The sequence below is a fragment of the Limimaricola soesokkakensis genome, from assembly GCF_900172345.1.
GTDB lineage: Bacteria > Pseudomonadota > Alphaproteobacteria > Rhodobacterales > Rhodobacteraceae > Limimaricola > Limimaricola soesokkakensis.
On sequence record NZ_FWFY01000002.1, the window covers coordinates 275,660 to 294,313 of the forward strand.

19 protein-coding genes are annotated in these 18,654 nt (G+C 64.7%); 8 read left to right on the forward strand and 11 right to left on the reverse strand.

Annotated elements, in window-relative coordinates; genetic code table 11:
- Positions 1–46 precede the first annotated feature (46 nt).
- Positions 47–2,698: a DNA mismatch repair protein MutS gene (gene mutS, locus LOS8367_RS04080; RefSeq protein ID WP_085895171.1), complete on the forward strand. Its 2,652-nt coding sequence runs from the start codon at positions 47–49 to the stop codon at positions 2,696–2,698.
- Between the two features lie 96 nt (positions 2,699–2,794).
- Here the strand turns inward: mutS and LOS8367_RS04085 are convergent, their stop codons facing one another.
- Positions 2,795–3,355, reverse strand: coding sequence for a nucleotide exchange factor GrpE (locus tag LOS8367_RS04085; RefSeq protein WP_085895172.1), 561 nt, complete (start codon positions 3,353–3,355; stop codon positions 2,795–2,797).
- A 15-nt stretch (positions 3,356–3,370) separates the two neighbouring features.
- Entirely contained in the window at positions 3,371–4,405 is a 1,035-nt protein-coding gene (gene hrcA, locus LOS8367_RS04090; protein WP_370160985.1) for a heat-inducible transcriptional repressor HrcA, read from the reverse strand.
- A gap of 166 nt (positions 4,406–4,571) precedes the next feature.
- Between hrcA and rph the strand changes: the two genes are divergently transcribed.
- Genes rph through hemW form a run of 3 tightly spaced genes read left to right on the forward strand, consistent with a single transcriptional unit; the run spans position 4,572 to position 7,040 of the window.
- Positions 4,572–5,279, forward strand: a complete 708-nt coding sequence (gene rph, locus LOS8367_RS04095) for a ribonuclease PH (RefSeq protein WP_085895174.1) — start codon at positions 4,572–4,574, stop codon at positions 5,277–5,279.
- Positions 5,279–5,887 carry an RdgB/HAM1 family non-canonical purine NTP pyrophosphatase gene (gene rdgB, locus LOS8367_RS04100; protein ID WP_085895175.1) on the forward strand — a complete coding sequence of 203 codons (609 nt, stop codon included), beginning with the start codon at positions 5,279–5,281 and terminating at the stop codon, positions 5,885–5,887. The genes rph and rdgB overlap by 1 nt, the downstream gene beginning before the upstream one ends.
- Positions 5,877–7,040 carry a radical SAM family heme chaperone HemW gene (gene hemW, locus LOS8367_RS04105; protein WP_085895176.1) on the forward strand — a complete coding sequence of 388 codons (1,164 nt, stop codon included), beginning with the start codon at positions 5,877–5,879 and terminating at the stop codon, positions 7,038–7,040. The genes rdgB and hemW overlap by 11 nt, the downstream gene beginning before the upstream one ends.
- 6 nt (positions 7,041–7,046) lie before the next feature.
- Here hemW and LOS8367_RS04110 read toward each other — a convergent pair whose 3' ends face one another.
- The 7 genes from LOS8367_RS04110 to hemJ all read right to left on the reverse strand — a co-directional run bounded on the left by LOS8367_RS04110 (position 7,047) and on the right by hemJ (position 14,360).
- Positions 7,047–7,928 carry a ParB/RepB/Spo0J family partition protein gene (locus LOS8367_RS04110; protein ID WP_085895177.1) on the reverse strand — a complete coding sequence of 294 codons (882 nt, stop codon included), beginning with the start codon at positions 7,926–7,928 and terminating at the stop codon, positions 7,047–7,049.
- A gap of 8 nt (positions 7,929–7,936) precedes the next feature.
- The gene (locus tag LOS8367_RS04115) at positions 7,937–8,719 is read right to left on the reverse strand and encodes a ParA family protein (RefSeq protein ID WP_085895178.1); all 783 of its coding nucleotides are present in this window, start codon (positions 8,717–8,719) and stop codon (positions 7,937–7,939) included.
- A complete protein-coding gene (gene rsmG / locus LOS8367_RS04120; RefSeq protein ID WP_085895179.1) occupies positions 8,712–9,329 on the reverse strand; it encodes a 16S rRNA (guanine(527)-N(7))-methyltransferase RsmG in 618 nt (205 codons plus the stop codon). Before rsmG ends, LOS8367_RS04115 begins: the two co-directional genes overlap by 8 nt.
- The gene (gene mnmG / locus LOS8367_RS04125) at positions 9,326–11,191 is read right to left on the reverse strand and encodes a tRNA uridine-5-carboxymethylaminomethyl(34) synthesis enzyme MnmG (RefSeq protein ID WP_106534975.1); all 1,866 of its coding nucleotides are present in this window, start codon (positions 11,189–11,191) and stop codon (positions 9,326–9,328) included. Before mnmG ends, rsmG begins: the two co-directional genes overlap by 4 nt.
- A 3-nt stretch (positions 11,192–11,194) precedes the next feature.
- Positions 11,195–12,478 carry a tRNA uridine-5-carboxymethylaminomethyl(34) synthesis GTPase MnmE gene (mnmE, locus tag LOS8367_RS04130; protein ID WP_085895180.1) on the reverse strand — a complete coding sequence of 428 codons (1,284 nt, stop codon included), beginning with the start codon at positions 12,476–12,478 and terminating at the stop codon, positions 11,195–11,197.
- Positions 12,479–12,502: 24 nt separating this feature from the next.
- Positions 12,503–13,777 (reverse strand): transcription termination factor Rho, encoded by a 1,275-nt coding sequence (rho, locus tag LOS8367_RS04135; protein ID WP_085895181.1) that lies wholly within the window; start codon positions 13,775–13,777, stop codon positions 12,503–12,505.
- Positions 13,778–13,910: 133 nt separating this feature from the next.
- Complete coding sequence (gene hemJ, locus LOS8367_RS04140; RefSeq protein WP_085895182.1) at positions 13,911–14,360, reverse strand: protoporphyrinogen oxidase HemJ; 450 nt, start codon at positions 14,358–14,360, stop codon at positions 13,911–13,913.
- 417 nt (positions 14,361–14,777) lie between these two features.
- On the opposite strand from hemJ, the gene LOS8367_RS04145 reads away from it, so the two are divergent.
- Genes LOS8367_RS04145 through dnaQ form a run of 4 tightly spaced genes read left to right on the forward strand, consistent with a single transcriptional unit; the run spans position 14,778 to position 17,473 of the window.
- A complete protein-coding gene (locus tag LOS8367_RS04145) occupies positions 14,778–15,377 on the forward strand; it encodes a Maf family protein (RefSeq protein WP_085895183.1) in 600 nt (199 codons plus the stop codon).
- Positions 15,374–16,204, forward strand: a complete 831-nt coding sequence (locus tag LOS8367_RS04150) for a shikimate dehydrogenase (protein ID WP_085895184.1) — start codon at positions 15,374–15,376, stop codon at positions 16,202–16,204. The genes LOS8367_RS04145 and LOS8367_RS04150 overlap by 4 nt, the downstream gene beginning before the upstream one ends.
- Positions 16,201–16,794, forward strand: coding sequence for a dephospho-CoA kinase (gene coaE / locus LOS8367_RS04155; RefSeq protein WP_085895185.1), 594 nt, complete (start codon positions 16,201–16,203; stop codon positions 16,792–16,794). Before LOS8367_RS04150 ends, coaE begins: the two co-directional genes overlap by 4 nt.
- Positions 16,787–17,473: a DNA polymerase III subunit epsilon gene (dnaQ, locus tag LOS8367_RS04160; RefSeq protein ID WP_085895186.1), complete on the forward strand. Its 687-nt coding sequence runs from the start codon at positions 16,787–16,789 to the stop codon at positions 17,471–17,473. Before coaE ends, dnaQ begins: the two co-directional genes overlap by 8 nt.
- A 3-nt stretch (positions 17,474–17,476) precedes the next feature.
- Here the strand turns inward: dnaQ and secB are convergent, their stop codons facing one another.
- Positions 17,477–18,022: a protein-export chaperone SecB gene (gene secB / locus LOS8367_RS04165; protein WP_085895187.1), complete on the reverse strand. Its 546-nt coding sequence runs from the start codon at positions 18,020–18,022 to the stop codon at positions 17,477–17,479.
- Between the two features lie 55 nt (positions 18,023–18,077).
- A complete protein-coding gene (locus LOS8367_RS04170; RefSeq protein WP_085895188.1) occupies positions 18,078–18,575 on the reverse strand; it encodes an FxsA family protein in 498 nt (165 codons plus the stop codon).
- Positions 18,576–18,654: the final 79 nt, after the last annotated feature.

Consider the following 18,654-nt stretch of genomic DNA (forward strand, 5'->3'; position numbering starts at 1 on the left):
GGCCGCAAAAGCTAGGGTCGCGCCGCTGCACCCCCGGGAGAGACGCATGAACACGCAGGCCGGCACCGTGACGCCGATGATGGCGCAGTATCTGGAGATCAAGGCGGCGCATGCCGACGCGCTGCTGTTCTACCGGATGGGCGATTTCTACGAGATGTTCTTCGACGACGCGGTGGCCGCCGCCGAGGCGCTCGACATCGCGCTGACCAAGCGCGGTAAGCATATGGGCGAGGACATCGCGATGTGCGGCGTCCCGGTCCATGCCGCCGAGAGCTATTTGCTGACGCTGATCCGCAAGGGGTTTCGCGTGGCCATTGCCGAGCAGCTCGAAGACCCGGCCGAGGCCAAGAAGCGCGGCTCGAAATCGGTGGTGAAGCGCGACGTGGTGCGGCTCGTCACCCCCGGCACGCTGACCGAGGAGAGCTTGCTGGATGCGCGGCGGCACAACTTCCTCGCCGCCTTCTCGGAGCTCCGCGACGACTGCGCCCTGGCATGGGTCGACATTTCGACCGGTGCGATCTCGGTGTTGGGCTGCGACCGGCTGGCGCTGGGCCCGGAGCTGGCGCGGCTGACCCCACGCGAGCTCTTGGTCGACGAAAGCCTCGAACAGAGCCTGTCGGAGGTCACATCGGGCTTCGATCTGGCGGTGACGCCGCTGCACCGAGGGGCGTTCGACAGCGCCGGCGGCGCAGCGCGGCTGGCACGCCTGTGGAAGGTCGCCTCGCTCGATGCCTTCGGATCGTTTTCGCGTGCCGAGATCTCGGCGATGTCGGCCTTGGTCGAATATCTGGAGCTGACCCAGAAGGGGAACCTGCCGCTGCTGCGCCCGCCGCATCAGGAGGCGCGGATGTCGGCGATGCGGATCGATGCAGCGACGCGCCGGTCGCTGGAGCTGACCCATGCGATGCAAGGCGGACGCGAAGGCTCGCTCCTGCATGCGATCGACCGCACGGTGACGGCGGGCGGGGCCCGGCTGCTGGAGCGGCGGGTGGCCTCGCCCTCCTGCAATCTCGACACCATCACGGCGAGGCAGCAGGCGGTGGCGCATCTGGTCGAGGAGGACCGGCTGCGCGGCGATCTGCGCGAAGCGCTGCGCGGCGCCCATGATCTCGACCGGGCGCTGTCGCGGCTCGCGCTCGACCGGGGCGGTCCACGCGACATGGCGGCGATCCGCGCCACGCTCGACGTCGCAGACCAGATCGCCGCCTTGGCCGAGGGCGGCGATCTGCCCGGACCGCTGGCCGAGGCGATGCGCAGCCTGAGGGGTCAGGAGACGCTGCATGCGCTGCTCGACGAGGCGCTGGTAGCCGAGCCGCCGCTTCTGGCGCGCGATGGTGGCTTCGTCGCCGCGGGCTATGACGCCGATCTCGACGCGGCACGGCGGCTGCGCGATGAGGGGCGCGGGGTGATCGCCGCGATGCAGGCCGAATATGCCGCCGAAACCGGTGTTCAGAGCCTGAAGATCAAGCATAACAACGTGCTGGGCTATTTCATCGAGACCACCGCCACCCATGCCGCGAAGATGCTGGCGCCGCCGCTTTCCGAGCGGTTCATCCATCGCCAGACCACGGCGAACCAGGTGCGGTTCACGACCGTGGAGCTCAACGAGATCGAAACCCGCATACTGAATGCGGGCGGACACGCGCTCGAGCTTGAAAAACGGGTCTATGATAGGCTGAAATCGGCCATTCTCGACCATGCCGCGCCGCTCGGGCAGCTGGCCCGGGCGCTGTCCGAGATCGATCTCGCGGCCGGTCTTGCCGATCTGGCGCGCGGCGCGGATTGGTGCCGCCCGCAGCTCGATGACAGCCGCGCGTTTCACGTGGAATCCGGCCGCCACCCGGTGGTCGAGCAGGCGCTGCGCCGCGCCGGAGAAACCTTTGTCGGCAATGACTGCGATCTCGGCGATGCGCCGCTTTGGCTGCTGACAGGTCCGAACATGGCGGGTAAATCGACCTTCCTGCGGCAGAACGCGTTGATCGCAGTGCTGGCGCAGATCGGCAGCTACGTACCCGCGGCTTCGGCCCATATCGGTCTGGTCAGCCAGATCTTCAGCCGCGTCGGCGCCTCGGACGATCTGGCGCGCGGCCGCTCCACCTTCATGGTCGAGATGGTCGAGACGGCAGCGATCCTGAACCAGGCCGATGACCGCGCCTTGGTCATCCTCGACGAGATCGGGCGCGGCACTGCCACCTATGACGGGCTGTCGATCGCATGGGCGGTTCTGGAACACTTGCATGACGTGAACCGCTGCCGCGGCATCTTCGCCACCCATTACCACGAGATGACTCAGCTCGCGGCCAAGCTCGACGGCGTGGCGACCGCGACCGTCGCAGTGCGCGAATGGCAGGGCGAGGTGATCTTCCTGCACGAGGTGCGACGCGGCAGCGCCGATCGCAGCTACGGCGTGCAGGTGGCGCGGCTTGCGGGGCTTCCGGCGACGGTGGTCGATCGGGCGCGGGTGGTGCTGCAGGCGCTTGAGCAGGGCGAGCGCGAGGGCGGCGGACGGCGGCAGGCGCTGATAGACGACCTGCCGCTCTTTGCCGCCGTGAGCGCCGCGCCGGAACCCGCCGCGCCGGCGGTCTCGGCGGTGGAAGCGCGGCTGCGCGAGCTGCATCCCGACGAGCTGACGCCGCGTGCCGCGCTCGAACTGGTCTACGAGTTGCACGGGCTGCTGCCCGCGTCGCGGGACCGCTGAAAAAAGAAAGGCGCGGCCATAGGCCACGCCTTCGATCACGTTTCAAATCGAACTTGCCCTCCAACGCATGCTGCGAGGACAAGTTCCGAGAAACTTTCAGCTTTCCTTGAAGGAAGACACGCCGACCTGCGCCGGGCGCAGCAACCGGTCATGCAGCAGGAAGCCCTGTGCCGCCACCTGGATGATCTCGCCCGCCTTGGTGCCGGGCACCGGCGCCTCGAACATCGCCTGATGCATCTGCGGATCGAACTTGTCGCCCACCTTCGGGTCGATCGGGTGGATGCCGTGCTTCTTGAAGACGCTCAGTAGCTCGCGCATCGTCAGCTCGATCCCCTCGATCAGCGCCTTTTGCGCCTCGCGCTGATCCTCGGCAATGGCGTCGAGGGCGCGGGAGAGGTTGTCATGCACCGGCAGCAGGTCGCGCGCGAGCTTGGAGCCGCCGTAATTCTCGGCCTCGCGGCGATCGCGCTCCGCCCGCTTGCGGGTGTTCTCGGCATCGGCCAGCGCGCGGATGAAACGGTCGCGGATCTCGTCGCGCTCGCGCTTGAGGATCTCGAGATCGTCCGAGCCCTCGGCGGCCTCGGCGCTCACCTCGCCGTTCTCGTCCACCTCTGCGGCCAGCTCGTCGAGGCTGCGCGGTTCGTCTTGCTCTGCCATCTGTCGTCTTTCCCTTCAGGAGCGGTCGGAGACGAGGCGCCCGACCAGCTGTGCTGTGTAGTCCACGATGGGCACGATCCGCCCGTAATTGAGACGGGTCGGCCCGATGACGCCCACGGCGCCGATGATCTTACGGTCGGCGTTCATATAAGGAGAAACCACCAGAGAGGAACCCGAAAGTGAGAAAAGCTTGTTCTCGGAGCCGATGAAAATCCGCACCCCGTCACCTTCTTCGGCAAGGTCAAGGAACTGCGCGATGTCACGCTTGCGTTCGAGATCGTCGAACAGCGAGCGGATCCGGTCGAGATCCGCCTCCTCGCCCGGGCCGCCGAGCAGATTTCCGCGACCGCGCACGATCAGGCGCTCGCCCTGCTCGCCCGGATTGACCCATGTGGCGAGGCCCGATTCGACGAGATCCGCGGCGAGCCGATCGATCTCCTGCCGCCGGGCCGCGATCTCGCGCGAGATCACGCCCGCCAGTTCGCGCAGCGTGTGACCGCCGGCGATGGCGTTGAGGAAATTCGCCGCCTCGCGCATCGAGGAGGGCGTCTGACCGGCAGGCGGGGTGAAGATGCGGTTCTCGACATGGCCATCGGCGAAGACCAGCACCACCAGCGCCCGATCGGGCGAAAGCGAGACGAATTCGACATGCTTGATCGGCGCCTCGTGCTTGGGCGTCAGCACCAGCGACGCGCCATGGGTGATCCCCGAGAGCGCGTGTCCGACCCGGTCGAGCAGCGTGGTCACGTCGCCATCGGCCTCCTGCATCGACTGGTCGATGCGGCGGCGGTCCTCGCCATCGAGATCGCCGACCTCGAGAAGCCCGTCGACGAACATCCGCAGGCCCGTCTGGGTGGGAATCCGCCCGGCGCTGACATGCGGGCTACCGAGCAGGCCCAGATGTTCGAGATCCTGCATCGTGTTGCGAATGGTGGCGGCCGAGACCTTTTCCGACATGTGCCGGGTCAGCGTGCGCGATCCGACCGGGGCACCGGTTTCGAGATAACCCTCGACCACGCGGCGGAACACCTCGCGGGAGCGGTCGTTCATATCCTCGATTCGGGGCGATCTGTCTGGCATCGCGGGTTTGGGTCCTGTCTGGGGGCACGGCACATTAAGGGCGGCACCGGCAGGAGGTCAATGCGGCCCCATGCCGGCCTTGGATTTGTGGCCTGCAAGGCGTATGCGCAAGCCCGACATATGAAAGGATGAGACCATGCGCCCCTCCGGCCGGACCCCCGACGCGCTGCGCGCCGTCGAGATCGAAACGGGCTTTAACCGCCATGCGGAAGGCTCCTGCCTGATCCGTATGGGGGATACCCAGGTGATCTGCACCGCCACGGTCGAAGAGCGGGTCCCGCCGTTCAAGCGTAATTCCGGCCAGGGCTGGGTCACCGCCGAATACGGCATGCTGCCACGCGCCACGAACAGCCGGATGCGTCGTGAGGCCAAGGACAAGCAATCGGGCCGCACCCAGGAAATCCAGCGCCTGATCGGCCGCAGCCTGCGCGCCGGGGTCGATTTCCATGCGCTCGGCGAGCGGCAGATCACCATCGATTGCGACGTGATCCAAGCCGATGGCGGCACGCGCTGCGCCTCGATCACCGGCGGTTGGGTCGCGATGAAGCTCGCGGTGCAGAAGCTGATGAGCGCCGGGCTGGTGAAGTCCGACCCGCTAGGCGATCCGGTTTCGGCGATCAGCTGCGGCCTCTATGCCGGGCAGCCGGTGCTCGATCTCGATTATCCCGAGGACAGCGAGGCCGGTGTCGACGGCAACTTCGTCATGATCGGGTCAAAGCTGATCGAGGTGCAGATGTCGGCCGAGGGCTCGACCTTCTCGCGCGAGCAGATGACCCAGCTTCTGGATCTTGCCGAATCAGGCTGCGCCGAGCTGGCCCGAGCGCAATTGCAGGCGACCGCCTGATGCGGCGCTTCACCGAGAAATCGCTCGTCGTGGCGACACACAATGCCGGCAAGCTGGAGGAATTCCGCGCCCTGCTCGCGCCGCTGGGGGTGACCGTGACCGGCAATGGCGATCACGGCCTGCCCGAACCCGAGGAGACCGAACACAGCTTCGTCGGCAATGCCCGGATCAAGGCCCGCGCCGCCGTGGCCGCCACGGGCATTCCGGCCCTGGCCGATGACAGCGGCCTCGAGGTCTTCGACCTCGACGGTCGTCCCGGGGTGCATACCGCGGATTGGGCCGAGACCGGGAATGGCCGCGATTTCGACATCGCGATGGAGCGTGTCCATCGCGAGCTCGAGGCCAGCGGCCGCCCTGCCCCGCATCGCGCCCGGTTCTGCTGCACGCTGGTGCTGTGCTGGCCCGATGGGCATGAAGAGGTCTTCGAGGGCTTCGCCGAAGGACAGGTCGTGTGGCCGATGCGCGGGGCGCGGGGCCACGGCTACGACCCGATATTCATGCCGGACGGGCATGACATCACCTTTGCCGAGATGGATGCCTCGGCCAAGAACGCCATGAGCCACCGGGCCCAAGCCGTCGAGAAGCTGCGAGCCTGCCTTGGAGAATAGGGTCGAAAACTGGCAGAGAGGCGGGTTCGGTCTCTATTTGCACTGGCCTTTCTGCCAGGCCAAATGCCCCTATTGCGACTTCAACAGCCACGTCGCGCAGCGGATCGACCAAGATCGATGGGCTGCGGCCTATCTTCTGGAACTCGACCGCTTGGCCGAGGAGACCGGCGATCGAATTCTCGGCTCGGTCTTTTTCGGTGGCGGTACGCCAAGCCTGATGGAGCCGCGCATCGTTGGCACGATACTTGATCGGATTTCGCGGCATTGGCGGTTGCGCAACGATTTCGAAGTGACCTTGGAAGCCAACCCGACCTCGATCGAGGCGGATCGGTTCACCGGATATCGCCAAGCCGGGGTCAACCGCGTCTCAATGGGAATGCAGGCCCTGAACGACATGGATCTGCGGCGGCTAGGACGCTTGCATAGTGTCGATGAGGGGCTTCGGGCCTTCGACATTGCGCGCAATGCCTTCGACCGGATCAGCTTCGACCTGATCTATGCGCGGCAGGACCAAAGTCCCGAGGCTTGGGAAAGCGAGTTGCGGCGGGCCATGGAGCTTTGCGCCGATCATCTCTCGCTCTACCAACTCACGGTCGAGGAAGGCACGGCCTTTGGCGACCGTCTGGCACGGGGCGGGCTTCGCGGTCTGCCGGACGAAGATCGTTCGGCGGAGATGTACGAGATCACCCAGACGTTGACGACCGAAGCAGGCCTCCCGGCCTATGAGATTTCGAACCATGCGGTCCCCGACGCGGAAAGCCGGCACAACCTCGTCTATTGGCGCTCGGGCGACTGGATCGGCATCGGTCCGGGTGCGCATGGTCGACTGGAATTCGACGGGATCCGTTATGCCACCGAAGCGCCGAAAGCGCCGGGAGCCTGGCTTTCCCAAGTCGAAAGTGGCCGTGGGGGCGAGATCGAGCGTGTTCGGCTTTCGCCCCTCGAAGGCGTGGAAGAACGCTTGATGATGGGGCTGCGATTGGCGGAAGGCGTGCAGCTTCCGGAAAAAGTCGATCTTCTCTCCGAAGATTTCGACCGACGCGTGGAGGCACTAACGGAATTGGGTTTCTTGAACCGCGTTCAGGACCGGCTCATCGCTACAGAGGCGGGCCGACCGATCCTGAACGGCGTGTTGCGGGAATTGCTGGCCTAGGAGCGCTCAGTTCCCCGAAAGGACGCGAAGGATGTCGTCGAGCTGCTCCAGATCGCGATAGCGCATCGAGATACGGCCGCCCTCCCCTTGGCCATCATGATCGATGCTCACCGGCATTTTCAGCGTCGCGGAAAGCTCGCTTTCGATCTGGAGCGTATCAGCATCCTTGCTCGGCTTACGCGCGGCCTTCGGCGTCGGCGCCTTGCCGGGTTTGCGAACCAGCGATTCAGCGTCACGCACCGACATGCCCTTGAGCAGGATCTGACGCGCCAGACTGGAGGCATGTTCGTTGCCGACCAAGGTACGTGCATGGCCAGCGGTCAGCTGGCCAGTTGTCAGCATTTCCTGCACATCCGCGGGGAGCGACAGGAGCCGCATCAGGTTCGCGATATGGCTTCGGCTCTTGCCGAGCGCGCTGGCCAGCTGCTCTTGCGTATGGCCGAACCGGTCCATCAACTGCCGATAGCCGGCGGCTTCGTCGATCGCATTGAGATCGGCGCGCTGGATGTTTTCAATGATCGCGACTTCGAGAACCTCGGTGTCGCTGTATTCGCGGATCAACACCGGGAGTTCGTGCAGTTTCGCGATCTGCGAGGCGCGCCAGCGGCGTTCGCCGGCGACGATCTCGAAATAGCCGTCGCGATTGGGATCGCGGCGCACGATCAGCGGCTGGATCACGCCCTTTTCGCGGATCGAGGATGCGAGTTCCTCAAGCGCCGTTTCGTCGAAATGTCGCCGTGGCTGGTCCGGATTGGGACGGATCTTTTCGATCGGAACCATCATGTCGGGACGCCTTGCCTGTTCTGCGGTGGTCTGATCCTGGGTCACATCGGCCATGAGGGCGGAAAGCCCCCGCCCGAGACCGCGCGTCTTCTGCTTTTCGGCCATATCCGCTCTCATCCCTCCCGTTCAATGACTTCTGCGGCCAGATCCAGATAGGCCTTGGTGCCCGCGCAGGCGGGATCGTAATCGAGAACCGGCATGGCATGGGACGGCGCTTCGCTCAACCGCACATTGCGCGGGATCACCGTCTTGAACACAAGATCGCCCAAGGTGCCCCGCGCGTCGGCTTCGACCTGTTGGGACAGGTTATTGCGGCGATCATACATGGTCAGGACGATACCCTCGATCCGCAGGGCTTCGTTGGCGGTGCTGCGCACTTCGCGCAATGTCAGCATGAGCTGCGAAAGGCCTTCGAGCGCGAAGAACTCGCTCTGCAAGGGCACGATCATCGAGCCAGCGGCCACCATCGCGTTGATCGTGAGAAGGTTCAGCGCCGGTGGGCAATCGATCAGAATGTAATCATAATCGCCCCGGTCGGCGATAAGCTCGGCCAAGCGGCGCTGCAGCATGCGACTGCGGCCACCCGAGGCCATCAGCTCGACATCGGCGGAGCTCAGATCGGTCGTCGCCGGGATGATATCCAGCCCATAAACCTGCGTCCCATGTATCCCTTCCGATGCGGGATCCTGACCCAGAAGCAGGTCATAGGTAGTGGATCGACGATCGCCGGCGGCGAGGCCGAGACCCGTCGAGGCGTTGCCCTGGGGGTCCATGTCGATCAGCAGGACCCGGCGCCCGGCCTTGGCAAGGGCCGCTCCGAGGTTGATCGCCGTGGTGGTTTTCCCGACCCCGCCCTTTTGGTTGGCAAGGGCGATGATACGACAGGTCTCAGGCATGGGTCAGGTTGCTCACGAGCAGGATACGGGCTGCGGGGTCGGTAACACTCTGTCGGGTATCGATGTCGAAATGCCAAGTCCTACGAGCTTCGTCGATCTCGGCTTCGTAGCTCTGTCCCTTCAGGAACACGCATCGTCCGCCCGGCGCAAGATGCAGATGCGCGTAGGACAGAAGATCTGTTAGGGGAGCCAAGGCACGCGCACTGATTGTTTTCGCCTCCAAAGGAGCGAGCTGCTCGACCCGCGTGCAGTGGACGGTCAGGGAAAGACCTAGTTCCCTCCCCGCAGTCCGCAGAAATGCTGCTTTCCGTTGGTCGCTTTCGACCAAATGCAGGTCGAGACCGGTCTCCTGCTCGGCAGCCATTATGGCGACCACGATTCCAGGAAATCCGCCACCCGATCCCAAATCTGCCCAAGGGCCGCGCGTACTCGGTATGAACTCTGCGAGTTGTAGGGAGTCGGCGATATGCCGAGTTTCCACCTGTTCGAGGTCGGATTTGGAGACCAGATTGATCGCCGGCGACCATTTGCGGACGAGTGCCGCGTAAGCGATCAGACGCTCTCGTGTTTCACGTGAAACACCCAAATCCTGAAGAACGCTTTCGCTCATGCGGCCGCTCTGCGGCTGGCGTTGATCAGCAAGAGCATCCCGGCCGCAGTCATTCCTTCGATCTTGCCCGCTTCGCCTACCGACCGGGGCCGCGCCACCTCGAGTTTCTGCCGCAACTCGTTCGAGAGACCAGGCAAGCTCGCATAATCGAGATCGATTGGAAGACGACGTGCTTCATCGCGCCGGATGGATTCAGCGTCGCGATCCTGCCTCTGCGCGTAAGCACTGTAGATTGCATCATTCTTCAGCTGAACCGCAGTCTCAGTGTCGATTTCAGCGAGTTCAGGTTCGATAGCGCACAGCATTTCGAAATCGACATCGGCGATGCTTAGGGCTTCGATACCGTCCTTCCTCGGGCGATCCGGGTTGAGATTTGCCCCTTGCGAGGCAAGATCCCGCGGCGCAAAACTCATTTCCGCGAGTCTCAAACGCGCGATTTCGAGCCGGTTCATCTTGGCCGAGAACTGCTCCCAGCGCGCCTCGCCAACGCAACCCGAAGCGTGCCCCATAGGCGTCAGCCGCTGATCAGCATTGTCCGCGCGAAGCGACAGCCGGAACTCTGCCCGTGAAGTGAACATGCGATAGGGCTCGGTAACGCCCCGCGTAACGAGATCGTCGATCATTACGCCGATATAGCTGGACGTCCGGCTGAACTCTGGCGGGGTACGATCCAAGGCCTCAGAAGCTGCTGCCAGACCAGCAGCGCAGCCTTGGGCGGCTGCTTCCTCATAGCCCGTCGTACCGTTGATCTGCCCCGCAAGGTACAGGCCCGGGACGTCCTTCAGCTCCAGCCCGCGCGTGAGCGCTCTCGGATCGATGTAGTCATACTCGATGGCGTAACCGGGCTGCTCAATACGGACGTTCTCAAGCCCTACCATCGCGCGGATGAAGTTTTCCTGGACATCAAGCGGTAGCGAGGTCGAGATGCCATTTGGATAGACCGTATCGGTGTTCAGCCCTTCGGGTTCGAGGAAAACCTGATGGCTCTCTTTCTCGGCAAATCGAACGACCTTGTCTTCGATTGAAGGACAATAGCGCGGACCGGTGCCGCTGATATTGCCGCTATGCATTGCCGATTTCGAAAGATTTGCGCGGATCACCTCATGTGCAGCCGGGTTGGTGTGGGTGATGCCGCAGGAAATCTGCCTTGCTTCGGGACGCTTGTTCAGGAAGGACAGCATCACCGGATCATCGTCACCCGGCTGCATTTCCAAGCGCGCCCAGTCGATCGTCTTTCCGTCCAACCGCGCTGGTGTGCCGGTCTTGAGTCGGCCCATCTGCAATCCGAAGCTGTCGATGCGTTCCGCGAGACGGGTCGAGGCTTCGTCCCCTACCCGACCCCCCGGCCGCGTCTCCGCGCCGAAATGCAGAACGCCGCGCAGGAAGGTTCCGGTGGTGAGAATGACGCTCCGAGCGTCGAGACGCGTGCGATCGGCCAGATCGACGCCGCAGATCCGACCGCCGCGCTCGACCAGATCGTAGACCTCTCCTTCAACGAGTTCGAGATCCGCGATTGCGCGCAACTCCTCCTGCATGCGGCTGCGATAGATTTCTCGGTCTGCCTGCAATCTCGGGCCTTGGACGGCGGGGCCCTTGCGCCGGTTCAAAAGGCGGAACTGGATGCCCGAAGCATCCGCCACTCGCCCCATCAGACCGTCGAGAGCATCCACTTCTCGAACGAGATGCCCCTTGCCCAAGCCACCGATGGCGGGATTGCAGGACATTGCGCCGATCGTGGCAATCTTCATCGTCACCAGCGCCGTCTTCGCACCCATGCGGCTTGCAATGGCTGCAGCTTCGACGCCGGCATGACCGCCACCGACCACCACGATGTCGTAGGATTTCTGTTTCACGTGAAACAACTCCTATTTCCCGATACAGAAGCTAGAGAAAATCTCCCCGAGGATGTCCTCCACATCGACCCGACCGACGAGGCTGTCAAGCGCCCTGACGGCAAGCCGGAGTTCTTCCGCCGCCAGGTCGAGGCTCATGGTTCCCTCCGGCAGGATGTCTCGGCAGTGGTTAATGTGTTCGATGCCATCACGCAGAGCCAAGCGATGCCGTTCCCTGATCGCGACCCCGGCACCGAGTGTCCTTTCCGACAGGCGGCCGGCGATTTCATCAAGCAGTTCGGAGACACCGGCGCCGGTTTTACCGGAGATGCCTAGTCGCGGATCCGCTTGTAGATCGGCGCGCCCAATCCGCACAATGTCGTCCGGACCGGAAAAACCGTGATCATAATCTTCCGGCACCACGAGATGCAGCCGCAGATCGGCGCTCGCTGCACGGCTTCGCGCCCGTGCGATCCCAATGGCCTCAACCTCATCGTCGGAATCGCGCAACCCAGCCGTATCAAGTAGCGTGACCGGCAGGCCACGAAGCTCCATCCGGACCTCGATCACGTCGCGCGTGGTGCCCGGCACATCCGAGATGATCGCCGCGTCGCGCCCGGCCAAGTAATTGAGAAGTGTAGACTTTCCCATGTTCGGTGCGCCGATGATCGCCACCTCGAACCCTTCGCGGATTCGTTCGGCGGCACCGACACCCTCCATCTCCCGGCGCATCGCCGTCTCGCAGCGATCGAGCAACTCGATCACCTCAGGCGTGACATCGACAGGCACGTCTTCTTCCGCGAAATCGATCACCGCCTCGAGGAGCGCCATCGCGCGGAGCAGATCCCGCTTCCACAGGTCCGCCTTCTCGCCGAGGCCGCCGGCCATGCTGCGCATCGCTTGTCGCCGCTGCGCTTCAGTTTCCGCATCGATGAGATCGGCCAGGCCTTCGACCTGCGACAGGTCGAGACGCCCATTCTCGAGCGCCTGCCGTGTGAATTCACCTGCTTCCGCCAGACGTAGCCCTGGCATCTCGGACAGGCGCGTCAGAACGGCGTTGATCACCGCGCGGCTGCCATGAAGATGCAGTTCGACCACCTCAGCCCCTGTGAAGCTGCGCCCCTCGGCAAAGGTCAGTACCAGCGCCTCGTCGAGCGCCTCCCCTTCCCCGTCACGCAGCGTTCTCAGGCCGCGCCCATGCTTCGGCAGCGCACCCGCCATTCGTTCGGCCGCGAGGCGCGCCGATGGGCCAGAAATGCGAACGACGGCGACCCCGGCGCGCCCGCGCGCCGTGGCCAAGGCATAGATCGTGTCCATGGAGAAGTCCTCGCGCGTGCCGCGTCAGGTGTTCATGGAGTCGAAGAAGTCCGAGTTGGTCTTGGTCTGCTTCAGCTTCGAGATCAGGAACTCGATCGCGTCGGTGGTTCCCATCGGGTTCAGGATGCGGCGCAGCACATAGGTCTTCTGGAGATCGATCTTCTCGACCAGCAGATCTTCCTTGCGGGTGCCGGATTTGAGGATGTCCATCGCCGGGAAGACGCGCTTGTCGGCCACCTTGCGATCGAGCACGATCTCGGAGTTGCCGGTGCCCTTGAACTCTTCGAAGATCACCTCGTCCATGCGGCTGCCGGTGTCGATCAGCGCGGTCGCGATGATGGTGAGCGAGCCGCCCTCTTCGATGTTGCGCGCCGCGCCGAAGAACCGCTTGGGCCGCTGCAGCGCGTTGGCGTCGACACCGCCGGTCAACACCTTGCCCGAGGACGGAACCGTGGTGTTGAAGGCACGGCCCAGACGGGTGATCGAATCCAGCAGGATGACCACGTCGCGCTTGTGCTCGACCAGGCGCTTGGCCTTCTCGATCACCATCTCGGACACGGCCACGTGCCGCGTCGCGGGCTCGTCGAAGGTCGAGGAGACGACCTCGCCCTTGACCGAGCGCTGCATGTCGGTGACTTCCTCGGGCCGCTCGTCGATCAGCAGCACGATGAGATAGCACTCGGGATGGTTCTTCTCGATCGAGTGGGCGATGTTCTGCAGGAGCACCGTCTTGCCGGTGCGCGGCGGCGCCACGATGAGCGAACGCTGGCCTTTGCCGATCGGCGCCACCAGATCGATGATCCGGGCCGAACGATCCTTGGTCGCGGCCTCCTCCTCGACTTCCATCTTCAGCCGCTCATCGGGATAGAGCGGGGTGAGGTTGTCGAAGGCCACCTTGTGGCGGGCGCGGTCGGGATCCTCGAAGTTGATCTTCTCGACGCTGACCAGAGCGAAGTAACGCTCGTTCTCGTTCGGCTCCTGGATCACGCCCTCGACCGTGTCACCGGTGCGCAGGGAAAACTGGCGGATCATGTCGGGCGAGACGTAGATGTCATCGGGACCCGGCAGATAATTGGCCTCGGGGCTGCGCAGGAAGCCGAAGCCGTCCTGCAGCACCTCGAGGACGCCGTCGCCGCCGATGACCCAGTCCTCCTCGGCGCGCTCTTTAAGGATGGCGAACATCATGTCGCCCTTGCGCATGGTCGAAGCGTTCTCGATCTCCAGCTCTTCGGCCAGCGAGAGAAGATCCTTCGGGCTCTGCGCCTTGAGATCGGCGAGGTTCAGGCGGTCCTGGGACATGGGAAACGGTCCTGTGGCAGCCCGCGGGCCGCTCTTGTCGGTCGTGAAAATGGAATCGCTTTGCCCGGACGGGCAAGCGGGAGCAGTCTTAGGCGTGGATAAGTCGTACGTCAACGCCGCGCAGCGGGATGCCTCAGAACGGGCGCACCACCACCGCCACCACGATCACCAGCAGGAGCAACGTCGGCACCTCGTTGGCGATGCGGTATTGCCTGCCGCTTCGGCTGTTGGTGCCAGCGGCGAACTCCTTGCGCCGCTTCGACAGCCAGCCATGCATCCCGGTCATCGCCAGCACCGCGGCCGCCTTGATCCAGGGCCACGGCTCGGACCAGTCGACGACGCCGAAGGAGATCAGCAGCAGCCCGAAGAGCCAGGTCGAAATCATCGCTGGCCCCATGATCAGCTTCAGCAGCTTCATCTCCATGATCTGGAAGGTCTCGTCGAGCTGCGAGCCGCTCTCTGCCCGCTCCGCGTGGTACACGAAGAGCCGGGGCAGGTAGAACATGCCCGCCATCCACGCCACGAAGGACAGGATGTGTCCCGTCTTTATCCACGGATAGGCGTAGGCGGCGAAGTCGGTCATCTCGGTCCCTCTCTCAGACCAACTCCTTCTCAAATGAATAAGGATAAAAGAAAAGATGAAGAGGGTAGTAGGGCCGTGGATAAGCGGCCGTTGACGGCATATCCTCAGAGTCGTCCACAGGCTGGGCTTGCAGTCGAGGCCATTGGAACGACTCGGCTACATCGGTCAACGTACTGAAAGTAAATGATTTAAATTTTCAGCTTGCCATATGTCACGCCCGAGTCGCGATCTTGACTCCGCCATTTGCCCACAACGATCCCCAATGCCGGGCTTATGCTCGTCCCCCGTGGATAAGTCGCTGAGTCGCGGAGACGACTCACCCCGCTTGTCCCGAGTCGCGGGAGGGGTCACAACCTTCCACCGAGTCGTGCTCATGATTCGATCCCGATTCCTCCCTAGAGTCGTCCACAGGCTGCCATGATCCAGACCCTCATCCTCGCCTCCGGATCCGAGATCCGTGCCAGCCTCCTCAAAGGGGCCGCGATCCCGTTCGAGATCGAGAAGCCGCGTATCGACGAGGCGGCGTTGAAGGCCGCGCTACTGGCCGAAGGCGCGCCGCCGCGCGATCTTGCCGACAAGCTGGCCGAGATGAAGGCGCTGAAGGTCTCGAATCGCAATCCCGGCGCCCTGGTTCTGGGCTGCGATCAGGTGTTGGCGCTCGGCGGCGAGATCTTTTCCAAGCCCGAAAGCCGCGAAGAGGCGCTCGACCAGCTCACTCGGCTTTCGGGCCGCACCCACCAGCTACTTTCGGCGGCGGTGATCTGCCGCGACGGTGAGCCGATCTGGCGCCATGTCGGCGTGGTCCGGCTCGACATGGCGAAATGCTCCGAGACGTATCTGCGCGATTACGTCGACCGCAACTGGGAATCGATCCGCCACTCGGTAGGCGGCTACAAGCTCGAGGAAGAGGGCGTGCGCCTTTTCGTGCGAGTGATGGGCGATTATTTCACGGTGCTCGGCCTGCCGTTGGTGGAGCTGATCAACTGGCTGGTGCTGAGGGGAGATCTGCAACGATGAGCGCGCATCGCATTCCGCTGGCCGGCGTCATCGGCGCCCCGATCGCACATTCCCGCTCGCCGCGGCTCTTCGCGCACTGGCTCGCGGATCTCGGCATCGCCGGGCATTACGTGCCCATGCATGTGGAGCCGGAGGATTTCGAGCAGGTCGTGCGCACCCTGCCCCGCATGGGGTTTCGCGGCACCAACGTAACCTTGCCGCACAAGCACGCGGCGTTGCAGGTGGCCGATCATGTCAGCGCCCGCGCGGCGCGGATCGGCGCAGCTAACACATTGAGTTTTCGGGACGATGGCATCCACGCCGACAACACCGACGGCTACGGCTTCGTCGAGAACCTGCGCCAGGGCGCGCCGGACTGGCGGCCTGCTGACGGGCCGGCGGTGGTGCTCGGTGCGGGCGGCGCGGCGCGGGCGGTCCTGGACGCGCTGATCGAAGCGAACGTGCCCGAAATCCGTCTCGCCAACCGCACCCGGGCCCGCGCCGAGGCGCTGGCCGAGGCCTTCGGCCCGAAGATCCGCGTGATCGACTGGGCCGAGGTGGCTCCCGCGCTCGACGGCGCGGCGACCGTCGTGAACACCACCTCGCTGGGCATGGAGGGCGCCGATCCTTTCGATCTCGACCTCTCCGCCCTGCCCGGCTCGGCGCTGGTGACCGATCTGGTCTACACGCCGCTCGACACGCCGATGCTTCTCGCGGCGCGGGCGCGGGGCTGCCGCACGGTCGATGGTCTGGGCATGCTGCTGCACCAGGCGGTGCCGGGCTTCGAGCGTTGGTTCGGCGCAACGCCGCAGGTGACGGAGGCAACGCGGGCGGCGGTGCTGGCATGAGCTTCCGGCTCGGCCTCACCGGTTCGATCGGCATGGGCAAATCCACCACGGCACGGATGTTCGCCGATGAGGGCCTGCCGGTCTGGGATGCGGATGCGGCGGTGCACCGGCTCTATGGTCGCGGCGGTGCCGCGGTGGCGCCGATAGAGGCGGCCTTTCCCGCTGCGGTGATAGATGGCGCGGTCTCGCGCCCCGCGCTCAAGGAGATCATCGCCGCCGATCCCGAGGCCCTGCCCCGCATCGAGGCAATCGTCCATCCGCTGGTCCAAGCCGACCGCGAGGCTTTCGTCGCCGCGCAATCGGCTGATATCGTCGTGCTCGACGTGCCGCTCCTCTACGAGACCGGCGGCGCGGCCGAGATGGACGCGGTGGTGGTGGTCAGCGCCCCGGCCGAAACCCAGGCCGCGCGCGTCCTCGCCCGGCCCGGCATGACCCGGCCACAGTTCGAGGCGATCCTCGGGCGACAGATGCCGGATGTTGAGAAACGCGCCAAGGCCGATTACCTGATCGAGACGACGAGCCTCGAGGCCGCCCGGCAGGGCGTGCGCGAGGTGATCGCCCAGATCAGGAGGCAGATGCGCGATGCGTGAGATCGTTCTCGACACGGAAACCACCGGTTTCGAGCCCGCCGAGGGCGATCGCATCGTCGAGATCGGCGCGGTCGAACTGCTTAATCACATGCCCACGGGTCGCACCTACCACCAATACATCAATCCCGAACGTTCGATGCCGCAAGGCGCCTTCGAGGTGCATGGGCTGGGCGACGAGTTTCTGCGCGACAAGCCGGTCTTCGCCGCCATCGCGCAGGATTTCGTCGATTTCATCGGCGATGCGCGGTTAGTGATCCACAACGCCGCCTTCGACATGAAATTCCTCAATGCCGAGCTGTCATGGGTGAAGATGCCGAAGATCCCGATGGATCGCGCGCTCGACACGCTGGCCATCGCGCGCAAGCGGTTCCCGGGCTCCCCCGCCTCGCTCGATGCGCTGTGCCGCCGCTTCGGCATCGACAACTCGTCGCGCACGCTGCACGGCGCGCTGCTCGACAGCGAGATCCTGGCCGAGGTCTATCTGGAGCTGATCGGCGGGCGGCAGCCCGATTTCGCGTTGAACGTCACGCAAGGCCGTTCCGGCGAGGCCGAGGCCGACTGGCGGCCGCGCCCCCGTCCCGTGCCGTTGCCGGCGCGGCTGACGGAGGAAGAGGCCGCCGCCCATGCCGAGTTCATCGGCAAGCTGGGCGACGACGCGCTTTGGAAGAGGTTCGGCTAGGCCTCAGGCGGTGCCGGACGGACCCGGCTCGGCCTCGGAGGCCTTCTGGGCCTGCTGCGCCTGGGCGCGGCGCTGAAGCTCGTTGCGGTAGAGCTGCAGGAAGTCGATCTGCTCGAGGTTCAGCGGCGGGAAGCCGCCGTCGCGGGTCACGTCCGAGACGATCCGACGCAGATAGGGGAAGGTGATGCGCGGGCACTCGATCAACAGATAGGGGTGCAGCTGCTCGTCCGGCACGCCGGAGATCTGGAAGACGCCGGCATACTCGATCTCGAACAGGAACAGCGGCTCGCCGGATTCCTTGGCCTTCGAGGTGATGTTGAGCTTGGTGATGACCTCGTACTGGCCCTCGGCGCCGCGCTTGCGGGCGTCGAGATTGACCTGCACCGAGACCTCGGGCTGCAGGTCGCCGGTCAGGCCCTTCTGCGCCAGCGCGTTCTCGAAGGACATGTCACGGATGTACTGCGCCACGACGCGCTGCGTCACCTTGGGCTGCTGGGGCGCCTGCCCCTCGGTCTCGGGGGTGGCGGGAGCGTCGGGTGTATCGGTCATGACTGGGTCCTCCGGTAACTGTTGGCCCTTTGTCTAGCAGCCGCCGGGGCGCCCCTCAATGCCGTGTCCATCCCGATGGATGCGTCGGCGCGCGGCCTTCGCCCAGCTCCTGGAATTCGCCGTCGATCACGGTGTCGCGCGGTGCCTGCGGCCCGCGCGGATCATATGGCCGGCGCGGCGATTGCTGTCCCATCTCGAAGCTCGCCACCTTCACCTTGTCCTTCAAGAGCTTGAACACCCGGCTCCGTACCGCCGGCACCAGCAGCGCGAAGCCGCAGGCATCGGTGAAGAAACCCGGCGTCAGCAAGAGCGCGCCCGCGAACAGGATCATTGCCCCGTCCGCCAGCGGCCGCGAGGGGTCGGAGAGTTCGTTCATCGAGCGTTTGAGCCGCGCGATCGCCTGCATGCCCTGCCCGCGCACCAGCGCGGTACCGGCAATCGCGGTCAGCACCACGATCAGCAGCGTCGGCCACAAGCCGATCAGCCCGCCGACTTGGATGAACAGGCCGATCTCGATCAACGGCACGGCGAGGAAGGCGATGAAGAGCCACATGGGCGGTCTCCCGAAACTGTGTTGTCATCCCCGTACCCAAAGGCAATCCGCGCCGGTGGGTCGGTGGACTTGAACGGTT